The organism is Paenibacillus phytohabitans (assembly GCF_013141775.1).
GTDB lineage: Bacteria > Bacillota > Bacilli > Paenibacillales > Paenibacillaceae > Paenibacillus_AQ > Paenibacillus_AQ phytohabitans.
Genome location: NZ_WHOB01000016.1, coordinates 156,515 through 175,319, shown reverse-complemented (window position 1 = coordinate 175,319; position 18,805 = coordinate 156,515). Strand labels below are relative to the sequence as shown.

Sequence of the window (18,805 nt, the reverse complement as noted above, 5' to 3'; positions counted from 1 at the left end):
AATGCATAGAGATAAGGAGCACTTAATTAATGGCAATCACCACACATGATACCCAAACAGATGTTCAGGACCGGGCAATACTCGTCAGTCTGGTCACGGACAAAATCAAACGCACGGGCATTGATCCCGAGCTTTCACTCCAGGAGCTAGTCCAGTTGGCTGAAACGGCCGGGGTGGAGGTGCTCGATGTTATCCGGCAGAATAAGGAAACCCCGGATTCCAAATGGTTCATCGGCAAGGGGAAGGTAGAAGAGCTGCGGATGGCTGCTGACGGTCTGGGTGCCAACACGGCGATCTTCGACCAGGAGCTGTCCGGCGCACAGGTGCGGAATCTGGAGGAGTCGCTGGATCTGAAAATTATTGACCGGACCCAGCTGATCCTTGATATTTTTGCCGGCCGGGCGAAGACCCGGGAAGGCATCATTCAGGTTGAGCTGGCGCAGCTCTCTTATCTGCTTCCGCGTCTGTCCGGACAAGGCAAGAATCTGTCGCGGCTCGGCGGCGGAATCGGTACAAGAGGACCGGGGGAGAGCAAGCTGGAGACCGACCGCCGCCATATACGCGACCGGATAACTGAACTGAAACGGCAGCTTGATGAGGTCATCAAGACACGTGAGCTGCACCGTGAACGCCGCCGTAAGAGCGGTGCTGTCCAGGTGGCCCTCGTTGGCTATACCAATGCCGGTAAATCGACACTGCTGAAGCAGCTTACGGATGCAGATGTGTATATTGAGAACCAGCTGTTTGCGACTCTCGACCCGACTTCACGAGTGCTGCAGCTTCCAGGGGGCAAAGAAGTTGTCCTTACAGATACTGTAGGGTTCATTCAGAACCTCCCGCATGATCTGGTAGCCTCCTTCCGGGCTACACTGGAGGAAGTGAATGAAGCGAATCTGGTGCTGCATGTCGTTGATTCCTCTTCGCCGATGCGTGAAGAGCAGATGGATGTTGTCCAGTCGATTCTGCAGGATCTGGGAGCCGCAGGAAAGCCGCAGATCGTCTTGTTCAACAAAACCGATCTGTGCCAGCCGGAGCAGCTGGAAATGCTTCCTACAGGTCCGGGATTCCTGAAGATCAGTGCTTTTAATCAGGATGACCTGACCCGGATTACGGAGATTATCAGCGATGAACTGGCTGGGGATACCCTGATCTTCCGGATTCCCGGGGACCGGGGAGACCTGTCATCACTGCTCTACCGGGTTGGAGAAGTACTTGAGCAGAATTATGACGGGAATGACGTACTCTATAATGTTCGTCTGAATAAAGAGGACTACGATAAATGGAGCTACAAGCTTGCTGAGTTCATCGAACCACAATAAGTGCAAGTCGGCTTGATAGGTACAGGCATTACAAGTCCCCGCACAGCCTCAGTTTTGCTTCGTATCATTCGGGGCAGGCGCTGCTGTGCGGGGTTTCTCGCTGAAACGGACACGTTCCTCTTGGAATCGCGTAGATGTGTTCAGCTTTGACAAGTAAAAGTAGGGTAAGGAGAGATTGAGGGGAAATGGCAGTATTTGCAGAGGATCTATTACAAGCAGCGGAAGCTGCAGAGCTAGAAATTGAAGTTGCCGTTAAGCGGCTGGATAAAATTGTAGATCATAATCAGTGGAAGGTCATTGAAGCCTTCCAGCGCCAGCATGTCAGTGATTTTCATTTTGCCGGGTCTACGGGATATGCCTACAATGACCGGGGGCGTGAGGTGCTGGATCTGGTCTATGCCGAAGTATTCGGCGCGGAGGCGGCTCTAGTACGCCCGCATTTCGCTTCAGGCACTCATACGATATCAACGGCGCTCTTCGGTGTGCTCCGTCCCGGAGACGAGCTTCTATACATTACAGGACGCCCCTACGATACACTGCATAAGGTGGTTGGCAAGCCCGGCGACGGGACAGGCTCTCTGGCGGACTTTGGCATCGGCTACCGCGAGACTGCACTGACGGCTGACGGTAAAATTGACTGGGACGAGGTTGCTATAGCCGTAAACGATAAAACTAAGGTCATAGGAATCCAGCGTTCCCGCGGTTATGATTGGCGTTCTTCCTTCACTGTTGCTGAGATCGGTGAGATGGTAGCGAAGGTGAAAACACTAAAACCTGATGTAATTGTATTCGTAGACAACTGCTACGGGGAGTTCACCGAGACTCTGGAGCCCCCGCAGGTTGGTGCTGACCTCGTTGCCGGTTCATTGATTAAGAATCCCGGCGGCGGAATTGCCGAGACAGGCGGGTATATCTGCGGCCGGGCAGATCTGGTGGAATTGGCCGCATACCGCTTGACAGCTCCCGGGATAGGCGGAGAAGTCGGTGCCATGCTGGGGACGACGCGTGGACTGTATCAGGGGCTCTTCATGGCTCCGCATACCGTAGGGCAGGCTGTGAAGGGCAGTATTTTCGCTTCCGCTGTATTCCAGCGCTGCGGGTTTACGACCAAGCCGGCCTGGGATGAGCCGCGGACGGATCTGATCCAGGCAGTAGCTTTTGACGGACCTGAGCATCTGATTGCTTTCGTGCAGGGAATTCAGCGTGCAGCGGCAGTAGATAGCCACGTTGTTCCCGAGCCATGGGATATGCCTGGTTATGAGCATCCGGTCATTATGGCGGCAGGGACGTTCATTCAGGGCGGAAGTCTGGAGCTATCTGCGGACGCGCCAATCCGGGAGCCGTACATCGGGTATATGCAGGGCGGACTAACTTACTCTCATGTAAAATACGGGGTACTAATGGCCCTGCAAAGTATGAGAGAACGCAATTTACTTTAATTAATTGTGAACGTACAATAACCGGACACTCAGCAGAGTGCTGTCCGGTTATTTGCATTGGAGGACTGAATTAGAATTTCTCAAATTTATCTACTTTCATAGAAGCCACTTCGCCGCATCTTTTGCAAATTGTCAATGTAAGCTTCGAACCAAAAGAAAAGTAGTTATTTACAGGCCTTACATTAGCGTAGCCCTCCAGTTTTCCTTCAGCAAAAGTGTTATTTCCGCAAGCTTTACAAATGAGATTATTCTGGTTCATAGAAGTCACCTCGTAGTAGTTTTATACTATATCTACGTAGTTTGAGGAGAAGCGTTCCCCTATGCTCAAAATGAAGAGGAGATGAAGTCTATGCTGAATGAAGCGGCAGCTATAGAATATTTAACACAACAAAAAAATGTGAGCAAAGCTCCCGTTGTAGTGATGATGTGCGGTGTGGCTGGCTCGGGGAAAACGACCTTTGCGCTGAAGCTGGAGAAAGCGGGGTTCGTCCGGCTCTCGATCGATGAGGATATTTGGAGTACACATGGCCGTTTTGGTGTAGATTATCCGGAACAGGCTTATGAATCTTTTAAGGAACTGTCGGAAATCAAGCTGCGGGGGGAGCTGGTGAAGCTAATTCAGGATAACCGTCATGTTGTTATTGATTTCAGCTTTTGGCAGCGGCAGAAGCGGGCTGAATATAAGCAGCTGATTAAGCATCTTGGAGGCGAGTGGGCGCTGATACATTTAAAAGTCCATCCGGACGATTTGCGTCAAAGGCTTCTCATCCGGAGCGGGCGTTTTGATGCTAATGCGGCTTTTCCAATCACGGAAGAGATTCTGACCCGGTTTTTGAGCGGATTTGAGAGCCCGGCGGGAGAAGGGGAGCTGGTGATTGAACCTTAGCCGGTTACATTTTCTTTTGAAAAAGGAGTTCCTGAAAAGTTGAAATCGTTCATTGTGCAGGTATGAGTGAAGGTGTTTTGCAGTACGGTACTTTTGCTTGAGGATTGATCTATGTGATATACTGCGGGAAGCCAGGTCCCATGTAGCTGACACTTTGTTCACTTAATCTCTCATTGGCTTAAAGAAATCTTGTGAGAAAAACTCACATACTATTGACACGCCATATAAGGAAATGTACAATGAGATGAGAAAAAGATCATTGGAAGGTTGGATGAGTCATGGGTGATGAAATCCGCAGAAATATGGCATTATTCCCTATAGGAATCGTAATGAAGTTAACCGATCTATCTGCCAGACAAATTCGTTATTATGAACAGCACAGCCTGATCGTACCCGCGCGCACATCCGGCAACCAGCGTTTGTTCTCCTTTAATGATGTTGAACGTCTGCTAGAGATCAAGGCATTGATTGAGAAGGGTGTTAATATTGCCGGCATTAAGCAGGTGATGAATCCTGTCTCGAAGGAATCCGAAGAAGCTACAGTCATTACCCCTGATACAGAGGTTCGGCGTAGAGAGTTATCCGATTCACAGCTTCACCGTCTGCTTAAGCAGGAACTGGTTTCCGGTAAAAGACCGGGACAAGTGTCTCTAATCCAAGGCGAGCTATCCCGGTTTTTTAATAAATAACATAGAGATTTTGAAAGGGAGAGGGTAAAGTGAGCTTTTCTAAAGAGGATATTCTGCGTATTGCCAAGGACGAGAACGTCCGGTTTATTCGCCTGCAATTTACCGATCTGCTCGGAACAATCAAAAATGTGGAAATTCCCGTAAGTCAGCTGGAAAAGGCACTCGACAACAAAATGATGTTCGACGGTTCCTCCATCGAAGGTTATGTCCGGATCGAAGAATCCGATATGTACCTGTATCCGGATCTTAGCACTTGGGTGATTTTCCCTTGGGTGACGGATAGTCGTGTTGCACGTCTGATTTGTGATGTGTATATGCCAGACGGAACACCGTTTGCCGGAGATCCGCGCGGTATCCTCAAACGTTGTCTGCTCGAAGCTGAGGAAATGGGCTTCACTGCTATGAACGTTGGACCTGAACCTGAATTCTTCCTGTTCAGAACAGATGAGAAGGGTAACCCGACCACTGAACTGAACGATCAGGGCGGATATTTCGATTTGGCGCCGATGGATCTTGGGGAGAACTGCCGCCGCGAAATCGTATTGACGCTTGAAGAAATGGGCTTTGAAGTGGAAGCCTCCCACCATGAAGTGGCTTCCGGCCAGCATGAAATTGACTTCAAATACGCCGATGCTATTAAGGCAGCGGACCAGATTCAAACCTTCAAGCTTGTCGTGAAGACGGTAGCCCGTCAGCACGGCCTGCATGCTACTTTTATGCCTAAGCCGCTATTTGGCATGAACGGATCCGGTATGCACGCACACCAATCCTTGTTCAAAGGCAACGAGAACATGTTCTATGACGAGAGTGACACACTGGGTCTGAGCAAAACTGCCCGTTATTACATGGCGGGGATTCTGAAGCACGCACGTGCTTTTGCTGCGATCACAAACCCGACTGTCAACTCATACAAACGTCTGGTGCCTGGTTATGAAGCTCCTTGCTACGTGGCCTGGTCTGCGAGCAACCGCAGCCCAATGATCCGTATTCCGGCTTCCAGAGGGCTTAGCACACGCGTTGAAGTCCGCAACCCGGACCCGGCAGCTAACCCTTACCTTGCACTTGCTGTAATGTTGAAGGCAGGTCTGGACGGAATCAAACGCCAGCTTGATCTTCCGGCTCCAATCGACCGTAACATCTATGTGATGTCTGAGGAAGAGCGGATTGAAGAAGGCATCCCAAGCTTGCCGTCCGATCTGAAGGAAGCCCTGAACGAAATGATCCGCAGCCATGTTATTACCGAAGCTCTGGGTGAACATGCGCTGGCCCACTTCTACGAACTTAAAGAAATTGAATGGGATATTTACCGCACCCAGGTTCACGAATGGGAAAGAGATCAGTACATGACGCTTTACTAGGATACAGCAGCCCTTGGCGCTCTAAGCGTCGGGGGCTTTTTTTTTGGCGTGGGGGGAGTGGTTATAAAAAAAAGAACCTTTAAAAAGGTCCTTAGCGGGAAATCTCAGACAACTGTTTGGTATGGGCCTCTAACAACTCGACGACAATCATTTGCCCCGTGACGCCAAAATTCCTTAAGCAACGCAATTCAGCCAATGAAGCTTTCATCAAATCACCCACGGTGATGTAATTGCTCTCATATAACGAATTAAGAATACGAGAAATGCTTTTAGGGTTTCTGGTCGATCTCTGTCTTAAAGTGTGAATAGGTCGCGGATATAATCTACGGTCAATTTCAATGTAAGACATGAGGGGAAGAATATCTCTAGTGGACAATCTCTTGATGTCTCCCTTCATATATCTGGTAATTATTATAAATATATGAGAAAATATTTCAACCCTTTATTTACAAAATACACATAAAATACAAAAAAATATTATCTAGGATAATAGATACTTAATAGATCCATTAAATTTAAAGCGACTCGCCGGAATAATGGCTGACGGGTTATTTTATCTACATCCCAATGGTTTGCCGGATGGTTTATTTTACATAATGTACCATGTCCTATATACTGGATCATATACACACTAAAGGAACCTTTTGCAGGTAGCTTACAATGGTGATCGCTTTTATGACTAAAGCAAGGCTGAAGTGAAGCATGTGTTTAGAGGGCTTGGGCTTGGGATCTATTGCTGTTACAGCTGATACTGTCCGTGGTCGTTGCGGTGCGGTATTTCCTTGTTAATAAATAAGATACATAGGGGTATGAAATGAGAAATAAATATGTAAGTATCATTGCAATGATCCTATTATTAACGCTAATTTGTTCTCAGGCTGGAGCTGCAGAAGGGGCCGGCATGTCAACTGAAACCAGGGAACGGATTATAGAGCAATATGGGCTGGATTCACCGGTAGCAGGTAGTCCGGACTGGAGCGGAATGGATGTTGGGATAAGCGGGCCGGTTGATGTGCTGGTTATAATCTGCAGGTTTATTGTGAGTCCGTTAGTGTTCGCGATTCAAGAAATATTCTAGCTGGAGGGAATAAGCATGAACCCGCGATATGATGCAACGCAGCCAGAACACAAAGTCCGCAAGAAAACAGCGGCAAAACTGTCTTTTGTAATTATAGTAGTACTAGTTTTACTAGCCGTTATGAATCCGGGCAAAGAGGACTTTGGAGAATATGCTGTGAATCATCTGGAGGAAACACTGGGGGTAGAGCTAGCTGGAGGAATTACCAGTCTGGTCGCTCAGCCTATGGTCGAATCGTTTACAATCCGGGAAAATTACATTCTGTTCTCCACCTTCAGCATACCTGATATTCAAGACGGTAAGACATTTATCGGTGATATTAAGGCAAAGCGCAAATACCTTGGGCTGTTTAAAATCATTTTCATCAAGCTCTAAACTCTAAATAGGGTATACATTTTGTTCCAGAACCCGGTATAATTAAACTGATTTGTGTGCTCTATGAATCCTTATCATTCTTGCTTGTGCACTGAGGAGGAAAGATGTTGAATACTGCGTATAAAGTTCTTTCAAGTGATGCTGATATATTCGCGGCGGCACTTGCCCAGGTGAAGGTCTATGTCGTTCAGCTGATCGAGGGTAAACCTCATGTTATAGCTGATTACGCCGGACCTGTACAGAAATGGACGCCGGAGTATGTATTGCTGGCCGGAATGACCTATAGACGTGACGAATTTGAGTTCCGGGTAAGGCTGCCCAAGAAGTAAAAGCAGGTAAACGCTTCGGGGTAACGAATTAGTAGCTGAGGAGGTGGTCGCAAGTGAGTAAAGTTATTTTTGAGCTTCAGTATGTGAATGGGCAAATTGAAGAGCTAGAATCTGTGTTTGAATCGGCGGCAGAAGCCAGAACCTATCTGACATCCGGTGGGTTGACAGGCTGGATTCCGGCAGGAGGCAAGTATCTTAATCCTGTAAATATTATCTCCATCAAGGTCAAAGAAAGCTAATTATAATATTACTGCCAAATCACACAGTCTCCGAAGCCAATCTTTGCATTTCTTATACTATAAAACGTAGAAGAGGTGTAATGATGACGCAAAGAGAACGAAACAGAATCCGCAGAGCAATTAATGCACTGCTCGCACAAAGAGCAATCCTGCTGGAAAGACTTGAGGAAATTAATGAGAACCTGCGCAGATTTCCAAGCGGTTCACGTGCCAGAAGAGAATTGCTGGCTGCAAGAGCATCCATCCGTGAAGCGATTCGTTTAAACACTATTGCTATCCGGTTGTTGCGCAGCGTGTTGTAGTCAGTAGGCAAAGGATATGAATCCACTCAAAGACATCCTTCCGGGATGTCTTTTTTACTTGCGATTGAGAGTGTGGAAAGGCCGGAGTATAATTGAACGATGAGGAGTATAAGGTTTGAGGCACGTTACATATCAGGATAACATGGTGAACAAGCTGCACAAGAGCTTGATACAGGAAGGTGTGAAGAATGGACGATCAATTACGCCAGCGTTTGGGACTGCCGGAATTACAGGATAGTACACTGTTGGTTAACGCAGATCCGGTGATGGAAGAAAGTTCTAAATGGGATGCAGCCGGAACCACCGTGCTGAATGTCTCCAGAGAAGATGTGGAGAAGGGGCGGCTCGAGAGTTATTTGCGTGAATTTAAGAAATATGAGAAGAAGCGGCTACGGGGCAAAATCATAATTATATTCAATGGGTATGAGCAGGATCGCCGGGAAGTCTATCAGGTACGGGAGATTACGAACTGGGTTGACCGTCTGCTCAAGAATGTGCCTCATCTGTTCTATTTCCTCAGCAGAGACAATTACGCGATGCGGATTGCGTTCTTTTGTCTGTCTGAGGTGGTGGGCCGCTCCGGGATGGAAGTGTCCATCACTAAAGAACAGGGACGCAGGCTGATCGAGAAAGTTACCAAGAGTGCATTGGTCTACGCCAAAAAAAGCAAAGACTCACCTGCGGAACAGTGGAGTCTGGCTGAAAGCATTCTGGACGAGCTTGGTTATGAGCAAACTGTGCAATAATGCTGTAAAGAACCCCTTTGGCGAAAACCCGTCAGAGGGGTTCTTGCGTTCAATATAGGGATTTATAGGCGGCTGCATGACTGCGGCTACTCCCTGATGGTTACACGGGTGCCAATGGGAATGATGGCAGCCAATGCGACCACGTCCTGGTTATACATGCGGATACAGCCGTGGGATACCATGTGGCCGATGGAAGAAGGGTCATTGGTTCCATGAATTCCATAATGCGGCTTGGACAGGCCCATCCAGAAGGCTCCGAACGGTCCGCCCGGGTTGGGCTGCTTGTTAATGATCGTGTACTCACCTACCGGCGAGACGGTCAGCATCCGGCCAATACCAACAGGAAATCCCCTGGTTACGGTGTCATTATCAAGCAGATAAAGTATGCGCTGTGAAAGGTCGACAATAATTCGATAGTTGGGCATGGGATCAGCACTCCTTTGTAACAGGATATGTGCGGATCGCTAAAGCGGTTCGGAGTAAAAAATGCCAAAAAACCAACATAGGAACAAATGTTCCTGTGTTGGTTTTTTGGCATTTTGGGCAAGCGTAACAGGATCTAAAAAGGAAAAAGGCTGCTTCGCGTGATGCGGAGCAGCCTGATTATGGAGGAGAAAGATTAATGAATATCGCGGAATAATCCAATGACTCTGCCCAAAATAGTAACGCGGTTAAGGCGGAGAGGCTCGTAAGCCGGGTTCTCCGGCTGCAGCCGGATATGATCACGTTCTTTGTAAAAGGTCTTAACGGTTGCTTCATCTTCTTCGGTCATCGCAACAACGATGTCACCATTATCTGCGGTTTGCTGTTGGCGGACAATAACATAATCGCCGTTCATAATACCGGCATCAACCATGCTGTCGCCGAGTACAGAAAGCATGAATACCTTGTTATCCCCTACGTAATGAGTAGGAAGCGGGAAGTAATCCTCAATATTCTCTGTAGCGGTAATAGGAACACCAGCAGTAACCTTGCCAATTACAGGGATACGGGTAACCGTCTGGACGAATTGATGTACATTCTCTGAATCTTCCTGTCCGAGCAATTCAATTGCACGCGGTTTCGTAGGATCGCGCCGGATCAGGCCTTTCTTCTCAAGCCGGTCCAGATGACCGTGCACTGTAGAACTGGAGGCCAGGCCAACAGCTTCACCAATTTCCCGTACGGACGGAGGATAACCCTTGCTGCGGACTTCGTTACGTATAAATTCCAGGATCGCCAGCTGGCGACTCGAAATCTTTGACATCGGAATCAACCCCATATACTATGTTTGGGAAAATTATAACATAGAACTGCCGTTCGTACAAACATAAGTTCTAAATTGTGAGAATTATAGCCCGAAAAATAAAGGGAACAGTTGTTCGAAAAAACTATTGATCAAAACACATGTTCGTGTTATATTATTTTCGAAAGTAAGAACAAGTGTTTGGAGGACGATATTTATGTTAAAATACAGTACCTACAATAGTATCTACAATGAGGATATCAAGGTGTCCGCTCCCGGTAATCCATTACCCCATAATCCATTGGCACAATTCAGAGACAAGACCCTTCGCTTGCTGTCTGTACTTACTTCAATATTCCGCCAGGTCAGCTTCATCAAGATATCTCTGATACTATTACTCACGATCTCCGGATTTACAGTAGTCGGCAATGTGTTCGCTGGTTCTGTCACTTTAATGAAGCCTGAGAAACGGATCGTAGTTGAACGCGGAGACACCTTGTGGAGCATTGCCCTCAAGAATAAACCGGATGACATGAGGACTGCTGTATATATAGAAGGGATCAAGAAGTCAAATGGTCTGAAGGACAGCGGAATTAAGGCAGGAGATATACTGTCCGTGCCGGTATATTAACCGATAGAAGCATACTGGTGTTCGACTAAGAGAGCTTTCAGGGGGTAGACCTTGACAAGCTCTTTTTCTCATGGCAAAGTTAGAATGAATTTATAGGGGAGGGGAAAGTATTGAATATTGACGAATTGGTCGCACGGATCAATGAATTGGCACGCAAACATAAGGAAAGCGGCCTGAATGAGGAAGAATTGGCAGAACGCGCCAAACTCCGCGAGATTTATCTGGGCAATATCCGCAGCAATTTCCGGGCCCAGCTTGATACCATTGAGATTGTGGATAATCCGGAGCATGAAGAAGGCAACAACGGACAGAAAGCTTAGTCTGCGGCCTTTTCATAGATAATACAGGATGACTAGGGGGAACTAACATGGCCCGTTCTTGGGAAAGAATGGTTCAACGCAACACCAAGCAAATCAATCAGCAAAGAAAGAAGCAGGGAAAAGAGACGATATATGGGGCGAGCTCTAAAGCTGCTGCAAAGAGCACCGATATTTTCAAAGGCCGGAATATTGTATTCCCTGTCGTATTGCTGTTGCTTGGCATTATGTTCTGGGTAGTCGGTTCCATTGATGAAGCGAAAGGAAGCGGAATACTGGCCAACTGGCTGGGGGTAGTACTGTACTTCCTGCTTGCCGCGCTGCTATTCTTCCGCCGTCCGTTCCTTAAGGTGGAACGCGCCCGTCTGTCTACTATTAAATACAACCGTGAACGCTTTTTGCCAGCAGCTGAAATCGAGAAGATTACCTTGTCGCGCAGTGTAGTTACCATTAAGTATAAAGGCAAGCGCAAGCAGTGGATTTTCTCCAAGCTGATCAACCGGTATGATACCGCCGCTATGGCTGCACGCCTGGATCAATTCGGCAAGAACAACAACATTGAAGTAGTGCACGAATAGTAAGATAGACCAGCATAGGGAGTGGGAGAACGAAATGCCGATTACCGCCGTACTATTTGACCTTGACGATACACTGCTATGGGATGATCGAAGTGTGGAAGAAGCATTCCGCTACGCCTCTGAGGCTGCAGGGGATTCTGTTGATCCGCAGGAGCTTGAACAGGCGGTGCGCAGAGAAGCGCGTGCGCTTTATGAGTCTTACGAGACTTTTCCGTTCACGAAGCTGATCGGGATTAATCCTTTTGAGGCACTATGGGCTAACTTCACAGCTGGAGACCAGCCGGAATTCCGGCAGCTGGAACAGCTTGCTCCGGCCTACCGCACCGAATCCTGGCGCCGCGGACTTGCCTCTCTTGGAGTGGACGATGAAGCGCTGGCGGCACGCCTCGCGGCCAAGTTCGCCTCTGAGCGCCGCAGCCGTCCTTATATATATGAAGAGACGCTTCAGGTGCTGGATGAGCTGCGCGGCAAGGTGAAGCTGCTGCTGTTGACGAATGGCTGTCCTGCACTCCAGCAGGAGAAGCTTGATGGTGTGCCTGAGCTTATTCCTTATTTTGACCATATTGTCATTTCTGGAAGCTTCGGTAAAGGAAAACCGGACAAGACAATCTTCGAGCATGCCCTCGGACTGCTGGATATTACGCCTGAGCAGGGGGTCATGGTCGGAGATAAGCTTACGACTGATATTCTCGGAGGATTGGCCGCAGGTCTAACGACGGTCTGGATCAACCGGACAGCCAAGACTCCTGACCCGGACATTACTCCGGATTATCAGATCAGCCATCTTTCGGAGCTTCTGCCATTGGTACACTCCCTATAACTGAATTAGATGAAGCCGGTATCCTTATAGGATATTGGCTTTTTTGATATCCCTGCGAGGATCTGGACGAATGTAGTTCATGTATATGACTATTCTCATGTGATAGGGCGGTTAACGAAGCTTATTTCCGACAAGTTGAATAAAATGTGTATAATAAGGAAGAAAGCAATCTGACTTTTGCTGTTAACATGAAGATGAATCTATCGATGAACCGGGAGGGCTCCAGATGATTAAGCCAAAGGTACTTAGAGGTCTCATTTGCATTGTCATGGGTATGACGCTTGCCGGCTGTTCAGGGAATGATGAAGAGGATATGTATATGCATGCAGCTGCTGATTCCTCAATGGTGCCTATCAAGGTAGAGCTAAGCTGGAGTCCGGAAGAAGTATCCGTTAACGACAAGGTGATTTTTAAAGCTGTTATTAGTCAGGACGGAGAAGTTGTTGAGGACGCCAAAGAAGTGATTTTCGAAATTGTAGATAGTGCAGAGCCAGGCAAGAGCACTCAGCTGAAAGGGGCAAGTGACGGAGAGGGAGCTTATATAAGTGAACGTGCATTTGAGCAAGCCGGCAGCTATACGGTCACTTCCCATGTGACTGCCCGGACGCAGCACTCTATGCCGTCTAAAGAACTCACGGTACAGCCATGATGAGTTTGTGAGCTGTAGCTATACTGTCAATACAAATAATGCAGGGTGGAAAGGAAGGCTTTCCGAATTCCCTTTATTCTGCTAAACTTACTCTAATGTTTTACTGGGGGGATTGAAAGTGGCCAAATTCACACTTGCAGAAAGCTTGCAGCAACGCATACTGATACTAGACGGAGCCATGGGCACGATGATTCAACAGGTGCCGCTTACCGGCGATGATTTCGGCGGGGATGACCTGGATGGCTGTAATGAAATGCTGGTGCTTACCCGGCCGGAGGTAATTCAGGATATTCATGAGAAATACCTGGAAGCCGGCGCGGATCTGATTGAGACTAACACATTCGGCGCCACCTCTGTGGTGCTTGCAGAATATGATATCCCGCAGCGGGCCCGGGAGATTAACCTGGAGGCTGCCAGACTGGCGCGTAATGCCGCAGATAAATATGATACACCTGATCGCCCGCGGTACGTAATAGGGGCCATGGGGCCGACCACGAAGACGCTCTCCGTAACAGGGGGAGTCACGTTCCAGGAGCTGGTGGACAGCTATGAAGAGCAGGCAGTCGCGTTGATTGACGGCAAAGTAGATGCCCTGCTGCTGGAGACTTCCCAGGACACGCTGAATGTGAAGGCCGGAAGTATAGGTATCCACAATGCCTTCGAGACAAGCGGAATTACACTGCCGGTGATGATCTCGGGTACCATTGAACCGATGGGGACTACGCTTGCGGGGCAGAACATCGAGGCCTTCTACATTTCGCTGGAGCATCTTAAGCCGATCTCTGTCGGATTAAACTGTGCGACCGGACCGGAATTCATGCGCGATCATATCCGTTCGCTGTCGGCCATTTCTTCGGCAGCGGTAAGCTGCTATCCGAATGCCGGGCTCCCGGACGAGAACGGCAACTACCATGAATCTCCGGATTCACTTGCCCGTAAGCTGGCCGGCTTCGCCGAGAAGGGCTGGCTGAACATTGCCGGAGGCTGCTGCGGCACAACCCCTGATCATATCCGGGCGATGGCCGAAGCCCTGTCGGCATATCCGCCGCGCGGGCTGGATGGCATTCATCCGCCGGCACTCTCCGGCATAGAGCCTGTGTACATTGAGAGCGATAACCGTCCTTACATGGTCGGTGAACGGACCAACGTGCTGGGATCGCGGAAGTTCAAGCGGCTGATCGTTGAAGGCAAATATGAGGAAGCTTCAGAGATTGCCCGCGCACAGGTGAAGAGCGGAGCGCAGGTCATTGACGTCTGCGTGCAGGACCCTGACCGTGATGAGACGGAGGATATCAAACGCTTCCTCGAGCTGGTAGTGAAGAAAGTCAAAGTCCCGCTGATGATCGATACCACCGATCCGAAGGTGATTGATCTGGCCCTGCAATATTGCCAGGGTAAGGCGATTATTAACTCCATTAACCTTGAAGATGGTGAAGAGAAATTCGAGCTTGTGACTCCGCTGATTCATAAATACGGGGCTGCGATCGTTGTGGGCACAATTGATGAAACCGGGCAGGCGATCCTGGCTAAGGACAAGCTGGAGGTTGCCAGACGTTCATACGATCTGCTGGTGAACAAATACGGGCTGGCCGCTGAAGATCTGATCTTTGATACCCTTGTATTCCCTGTCGGAACTGGGGACGAGCAATATATCGGTTCTGCAAAAGAGACGATTGACGGTATCCGCCTGATCAAGGAAGCTTTGCCTACCGTTCATACGATTCTGGGCATAAGCAATGTATCGTTTGGACTGCCGGAAGCGGGCCGTGAAGTGCTGAACTCGGTATTTCTCTATGAGTGCACCAAAGCCGGGCTGGATTATGCGATTGTGAATACCGAAAAGGTGGAGCGTTATGCCTCCATTCCGGAAGAAGAACGCAAGCTTGCCGAACAGCTGATTTATAATACGAATGACGATACTTTGTCTGCGTTCGTAGCGGCTTTCCGGGAGAAGAAGGTCGAGAAGAAGGAGAAGATCTCCAATCTCTCGCTGGAAGAACGTCTCGCCTCGTATGTCGTTGAGGGAACCAAGGAAGGACTCATTCCAGACCTGGACGAAGCACTGAAGTTATCCGGTCCGCTTGAGATTATTAATGGTCCGCTGATGGCGGGGATGTCGGAAGTCGGCAGATTGTTCAACAACAATGAATTGATTGTCGCTGAAGTGCTGCAAAGCGCTGAAGTGATGAAGGCCTCGGTCGGTCATCTGGAGCAGTTTATGAAGAAGGATGAGACCTCGGTTAAAGGAAGAATTATGCTCGCAACCGTTAAGGGCGATGTGCATGATATCGGCAAAAACCTTGTGGAGATTATCCTCTCCAATAATGGTTACGAGATCGTCAATCTGGGTATAAAGGTTCCGCCAGAGAATATAATTGAAGCCTTCCGCAAGGAAAAAGCTGACGCCATCGGATTATCCGGCCTCCTGGTGAAGTCGGCGCAGCAGATGGTACTGACGGCGCAGGATCTGCGCGCTGCCGGTATCGATGTGCCGATTATGGTCGGCGGTGCGGCATTAACCCGCAAGTTCACCAAGACCCGTATCCGCCCTGAATATGACGGCCTGGTCCTATACGCCAAGGATGCCATGGACGGCCTGGATATCGCCAACCGGCTGATGAATCCGCTGGAGCGGGGCAAGATTGAGGAAGAGGTACGCCAAGAGGCAGAGGCTGCCGTTGCTGTAGCTCCTCAGCAGCCGCTTCCCGAGCTGACGCGTGCCGTCCGCTCCAAAATTTCAGCCGATGCCCCTGTGTTTACCCCGCCGGATCTGGAGCGTCATGTCCTGCGCAATTATCCGCTTGGACATATTATTCCTTATGTGAACATGCAGATGCTGCTCGGTCATCATCTGGGGCTGCGTGGTTCCGTGGAAGCGCAGCTGGCAGCGGGAGATGCGCGTACAGTGGAATTGAAAGAAACCGTAGACGATATTCTGCATCAGGCGATGCTGGAAGGTACCATTGTTCCACATGCCATGTATCAGTTCTTCCCGGCCCAGTCGAGCGGGAATGATATCCTGATCTATGACCCGCAGAATCCTGCCAATGTGCTGCATACCTTCACCTTCCCGCGGCAGAACGTTGAGCCGTATCTCTGCCTTGCCGACTTCCTGAAGCCGGTGGACAGCGGGGTTATGGATTACGTCGGGTTCCTGGTAGTAACCGCCGGCCATGGTGTACGTGAATTGTCCACGGAGCTTAAGGACCGGGGAGATTATCTCCGTTCCCATGCCCTGCAGGCAGTAGCGTTGGAGGTGGCAGAAGGCCTGGCTGAACGCGTTCACCATATGATGCGGGATACCTGGGGGTTCCCGGATCCGGCGGATATGACGATGAAGCAGAGACACGGGGCGCGTTATCAGGGAATCCGTGTATCCTTTGGCTACCCGGCTTGCCCGGATCTGGAGGATCAAGGGCCGTTATTCAAGCTGCTGTCTCCGGAGGATATCGGAGTTCACCTTACCGAAGGCTTCATGATGGAGCCGGAGGCTTCGGTATCGGCTATGGTATTTGCACATCCTGAAGCACAGTATTTCAATGTGGAGAAGCTGTAAAGTGCCCTGATTAATCATCACCCGTCAGAAGGGCCTGTGCCCGTCATAGCGGAACCTCCCGTCACCGGGAGGTTTTTTGCTGGAAATATAAGAATTTTATATGTAACGTATCCAGCTGATTCTACTTGAAAGATGCTTTCAGCGCCAAAACAGAGTAGAATTCTTTTCATAAGAACCGGCATGATAAAAATAAGATGAGAAGTACGAGAGAAGAGAGGAGGGGCATAATGGAAATTTATTTCTTGGGAACAAATGCCGGGGTACCGACACTGCAGCGGAATGTAACCTCAATCGCCCTCAGGCTGCTTGAAGAACGGCGCACGTTCTGGATGTTCGATTGCGGAGAAGGGACGCAGCATCAGGTTCTCCGTTCACCGCTGCGGCTGGGCAAGCTGGAGAAGCTGTTTATCACCCATTTGCATGGTGACCACTTGTTCGGCCTTCCGGGGCTGCTGTCGAGCCGTGGCTATCAGGGTGGTACATCACCGCTTACAGTGTATGGACCTCCGGGGATCAAAGCTTATCTGGATATTTCACTGTCTGCAAGCCAGTCGCGAATCCCCTACAAGCTTGAGATTATCGAGCACAGCGGCGGGCTGGTGTTTGAGGATGATACGTTCAAGGTTGAGGCGGGACTGCTGGAGCATAGAATTGACAGCTATGGGTACCGGGTAACGGAGAAAGACAGTCCGGGCAACCTCGATGCAGAGCTGCTTAAGAGTTACGGGCTGAAGCCCGGGCCGCTGTATGGCAAGCTGAAGAGAGGCCAAGATATCACAACTGAAGACGGGACTGTAATCCGGGCAGCGGATGTGATCCATGCGCCGAAACGCGGCCGCATTGTTACTATTCTGGGCGATACCCGTCCTTGCGAGGGAACACTGCCGCTGTCACAGGATGCTGATCTGATCATTCATGAGGCTACCTTTGCTCATGACCTGGCCGATATGGCCTATCAGTATCATCACAGTACAGCCCGGCAAGCCGCGGAGCTGGCACGTGAGGCAGGCGGGCGTGAACTGCTGCTGACCCACTTCAGCTCGCGGTACAGCTCACAGGAGGAGCTGATTCCACTGCTGGAAGAGGCGCAGGCCATCTTCCCGAATACACTGCTGGCGGAGGAATTCTGCACCTTCCCGGTCCACCGGAGAGCCGCGGGAAATGCCCCCGGGGAATGAATTATTTTCCGGGAAAGCGCAGGAAATGACAGGGCTGTGCCATAAAAAGCCTGCTGGTACTGCGGTTCGCTATCGTTCGACGAAGTATGTTAAATTTTAAATAGTTGGAGAGCTTTAAGCGTACGAAGCAGTAGAGAAATTGGCGAAACGGAGTAGCGGAAAAGTTAGGATGCCATCAAAAAACTCAATAACAGTGGGCTATAGCGGGAAAGGGGTAGAAAATTGCGAAGATAATTTATAGCATTAACTATTAATGTGATGAATTAAATAAACGGGACTCAAACAGGGGGTATTATGAACAATATAGGTGGTTTGTTAATTGATCTGGACGGAACCTTGTATCACGGCGGCCGGATGATTCCGGATGCAGATCGGTTGATAGCAGCGCTGCGTAGAGCGGCTGTACCGTTCCTGTTTGTCACGAATAACTCTTCACGCACAGCGGCAAGTGTTGCTGCACATCTGCGCGGGATGGGAATTGATGCGAATCCGGAAGAGGTCTGCACCTCATCCCTTGCTGCGGCACGCTACATTGCTGAGGAATCACCGGAAGCAACCGTGGCGATACTTGGAGAAGAGGGACTGGTGCAGGCCTGTGCCGAAGCGGGGTTGACCCTGGTCACGGAGAATCCGCAATATGTTGTCCAGGGCATCGACCGTTCTTTTACATATGAATCGCTGGCCCGGGCCTCGCGCTGGATCCGGGAAGGAGCCAGGTTTGTGCTGACCAACCCGGACCTGATGCTCCCCTCCGATGACGGGGTGATGCCCGGCGCCGGAACCCTTGGAGCTGCAATTGAAGCAGCCAGCGGAGTGTCACCTGTAGTAATCGGCAAACCGGAATCCCATCTGATTACCTATGCGACAACATTGCTGGGGATCACACCTGAGGAAGCGGTTGTAGTCGGAGATAACATGCGTACAGACATTTCTGCCGGTGTAAATGCAGGGTGCCGCACGATACTGGTGCTGACGGGTCTGACCACACACGATAATCTGGAGCACTACCAGACTGTTACGGGAGTTAAGCCGGATGAAATTTGTGCTGATTTAGCTGAACTAATGGTACTGCTCGGTGTATAATGACAAAG

22 protein-coding genes are annotated in these 18,805 nt (G+C 49.5%); 19 read left to right on the top strand and 3 right to left on the bottom strand.

Translation table 11 applies throughout. The annotated features are described in order from the left end of the window. Nucleotides 1–29: 29 nt before the first annotated feature. The 5 genes from hflX to glnA all read left to right on the top strand — a co-directional run bounded on the left by hflX (nt 30) and on the right by glnA (nt 5,691). Entirely contained in the window at nt 30–1,319 is a 1,290-nt protein-coding gene (gene hflX / locus GC101_RS02485) for a GTPase HflX (RefSeq protein WP_171715967.1), read from the top strand. A gap of 185 nt (nt 1,320–1,504) precedes the next feature. Next, nucleotides 1,505–2,758 carry a methionine gamma-lyase family protein gene (locus tag GC101_RS02480; protein WP_171715966.1) on the top strand — a complete coding sequence of 418 codons (1,254 nt, stop codon included), beginning with the start codon at nt 1,505–1,507 and terminating at the stop codon, nt 2,756–2,758. 349 nt (nt 2,759–3,107) lie between these two features. Continuing rightward, nucleotides 3,108–3,644: a P-loop nucleotide/nucleoside kinase family protein gene (locus GC101_RS02475; RefSeq protein WP_171715965.1), complete on the top strand. Its 537-nt coding sequence runs from the start codon at nt 3,108–3,110 to the stop codon at nt 3,642–3,644. 278 nt (nt 3,645–3,922) lie between these two features. Beyond that, a complete protein-coding gene (locus tag GC101_RS02470) occupies nt 3,923–4,333 on the top strand; it encodes a MerR family transcriptional regulator (protein ID WP_019910684.1) in 411 nt (136 codons plus the stop codon). A 29-nt stretch (nt 4,334–4,362) separates the two neighbouring features. Next, nucleotides 4,363–5,691, top strand: a complete 1,329-nt coding sequence (gene glnA / locus GC101_RS02465; protein WP_039299225.1) for a type I glutamate--ammonia ligase — start codon at nt 4,363–4,365, stop codon at nt 5,689–5,691. 91 nt (nt 5,692–5,782) lie between these two features. Here glnA and GC101_RS36860 read toward each other — a convergent pair whose 3' ends face one another. After that, nucleotides 5,783–6,040: a DNA-directed RNA polymerase subunit alpha C-terminal domain-containing protein gene (locus GC101_RS36860; protein WP_425497131.1), complete on the bottom strand. Its 258-nt coding sequence runs from the start codon at nt 6,038–6,040 to the stop codon at nt 5,783–5,785. Nucleotides 6,041–6,592: 552 nt separating this feature from the next. Here GC101_RS36860 and GC101_RS02455 point away from each other — a divergent pair. The 6 genes from GC101_RS02455 to GC101_RS02430 all read left to right on the top strand — a co-directional run bounded on the left by GC101_RS02455 (nt 6,593) and on the right by GC101_RS02430 (nt 8,760). Next, nucleotides 6,593–6,769, top strand: a complete 177-nt coding sequence (locus GC101_RS02455; protein WP_171715963.1) for a hypothetical protein — start codon at nt 6,593–6,595, stop codon at nt 6,767–6,769. A 15-nt stretch (nt 6,770–6,784) separates the two neighbouring features. After that, entirely contained in the window at nt 6,785–7,144 is a 360-nt protein-coding gene (locus GC101_RS02450) for a hypothetical protein (protein WP_171715962.1), read from the top strand. 104 nt (nt 7,145–7,248) lie between these two features. Beyond that, on the top strand, nt 7,249–7,473 hold the full coding sequence (locus GC101_RS02445; protein WP_305954185.1) for a hypothetical protein: 225 nt from the start codon (nt 7,249–7,251) through the stop codon (nt 7,471–7,473). Nucleotides 7,474–7,526: 53 nt separating this feature from the next. Further along, nucleotides 7,527–7,712, top strand: coding sequence for a hypothetical protein (locus tag GC101_RS02440; RefSeq protein WP_039299211.1), 186 nt, complete (start codon nt 7,527–7,529; stop codon nt 7,710–7,712). Nucleotides 7,713–7,792: 80 nt separating this feature from the next. After that, nucleotides 7,793–8,014: a hypothetical protein gene (locus tag GC101_RS02435; RefSeq protein ID WP_144026006.1), complete on the top strand. Its 222-nt coding sequence runs from the start codon at nt 7,793–7,795 to the stop codon at nt 8,012–8,014. Nucleotides 8,015–8,202: 188 nt separating this feature from the next. Further along, nucleotides 8,203–8,760 carry a hypothetical protein gene (locus GC101_RS02430; protein WP_171715961.1) on the top strand — a complete coding sequence of 186 codons (558 nt, stop codon included), beginning with the start codon at nt 8,203–8,205 and terminating at the stop codon, nt 8,758–8,760. A gap of 86 nt (nt 8,761–8,846) precedes the next feature. Here GC101_RS02430 and GC101_RS02425 read toward each other — a convergent pair whose 3' ends face one another. Further along, nucleotides 8,847–9,185 (bottom strand): L,D-transpeptidase, encoded by a 339-nt coding sequence (locus tag GC101_RS02425; protein WP_171715960.1) that lies wholly within the window; start codon nt 9,183–9,185, stop codon nt 8,847–8,849. Nucleotides 9,186–9,379: 194 nt separating this feature from the next. Further along, nucleotides 9,380–10,006, bottom strand: a complete 627-nt coding sequence (lexA, locus tag GC101_RS02420) for a transcriptional repressor LexA (protein WP_039299199.1) — start codon at nt 10,004–10,006, stop codon at nt 9,380–9,382. Between the two features lie 196 nt (nt 10,007–10,202). Here lexA and GC101_RS02415 point away from each other — a divergent pair, with 196 nt between their 5' ends. The 8 genes from GC101_RS02415 (at nt 10,203) to GC101_RS02380 (ending at nt 18,797) form a co-directional block, all read left to right on the top strand. Beyond that, the gene (locus GC101_RS02415) at nt 10,203–10,616 is read left to right on the top strand and encodes a LysM peptidoglycan-binding domain-containing protein (RefSeq protein ID WP_042137878.1); all 414 of its coding nucleotides are present in this window, start codon (nt 10,203–10,205) and stop codon (nt 10,614–10,616) included. Between the two features lie 110 nt (nt 10,617–10,726). Next, a complete protein-coding gene (locus GC101_RS02410) occupies nt 10,727–10,936 on the top strand; it encodes a DUF896 domain-containing protein (protein WP_171715959.1) in 210 nt (69 codons plus the stop codon). A gap of 47 nt (nt 10,937–10,983) precedes the next feature. Next, nucleotides 10,984–11,511: a hypothetical protein gene (locus GC101_RS02405; RefSeq protein ID WP_171715958.1), complete on the top strand. Its 528-nt coding sequence runs from the start codon at nt 10,984–10,986 to the stop codon at nt 11,509–11,511. A gap of 34 nt (nt 11,512–11,545) precedes the next feature. Further along, a complete protein-coding gene (locus GC101_RS02400) occupies nt 11,546–12,331 on the top strand; it encodes an HAD family hydrolase (protein ID WP_171715957.1) in 786 nt (261 codons plus the stop codon). Between the two features lie 226 nt (nt 12,332–12,557). Beyond that, the gene (locus GC101_RS02395; protein ID WP_171715956.1) at nt 12,558–12,980 is read left to right on the top strand and encodes a FixH family protein; all 423 of its coding nucleotides are present in this window, start codon (nt 12,558–12,560) and stop codon (nt 12,978–12,980) included. Between the two features lie 178 nt (nt 12,981–13,158). Further along, the gene (gene metH, locus GC101_RS02390) at nt 13,159–16,536 is read left to right on the top strand and encodes a methionine synthase (RefSeq protein ID WP_216626446.1); all 3,378 of its coding nucleotides are present in this window, start codon (nt 13,159–13,161) and stop codon (nt 16,534–16,536) included. 227 nt (nt 16,537–16,763) lie between these two features. Then, nucleotides 16,764–17,714 (top strand): ribonuclease Z, encoded by a 951-nt coding sequence (gene rnz / locus GC101_RS02385; protein WP_171715954.1) that lies wholly within the window; start codon nt 16,764–16,766, stop codon nt 17,712–17,714. 294 nt (nt 17,715–18,008) lie between these two features. Further along, nucleotides 18,009–18,797: a TIGR01457 family HAD-type hydrolase gene (locus tag GC101_RS02380; protein ID WP_171715953.1), complete on the top strand. Its 789-nt coding sequence runs from the start codon at nt 18,009–18,011 to the stop codon at nt 18,795–18,797. Nucleotides 18,798–18,805 lie beyond the last annotated feature (8 nt).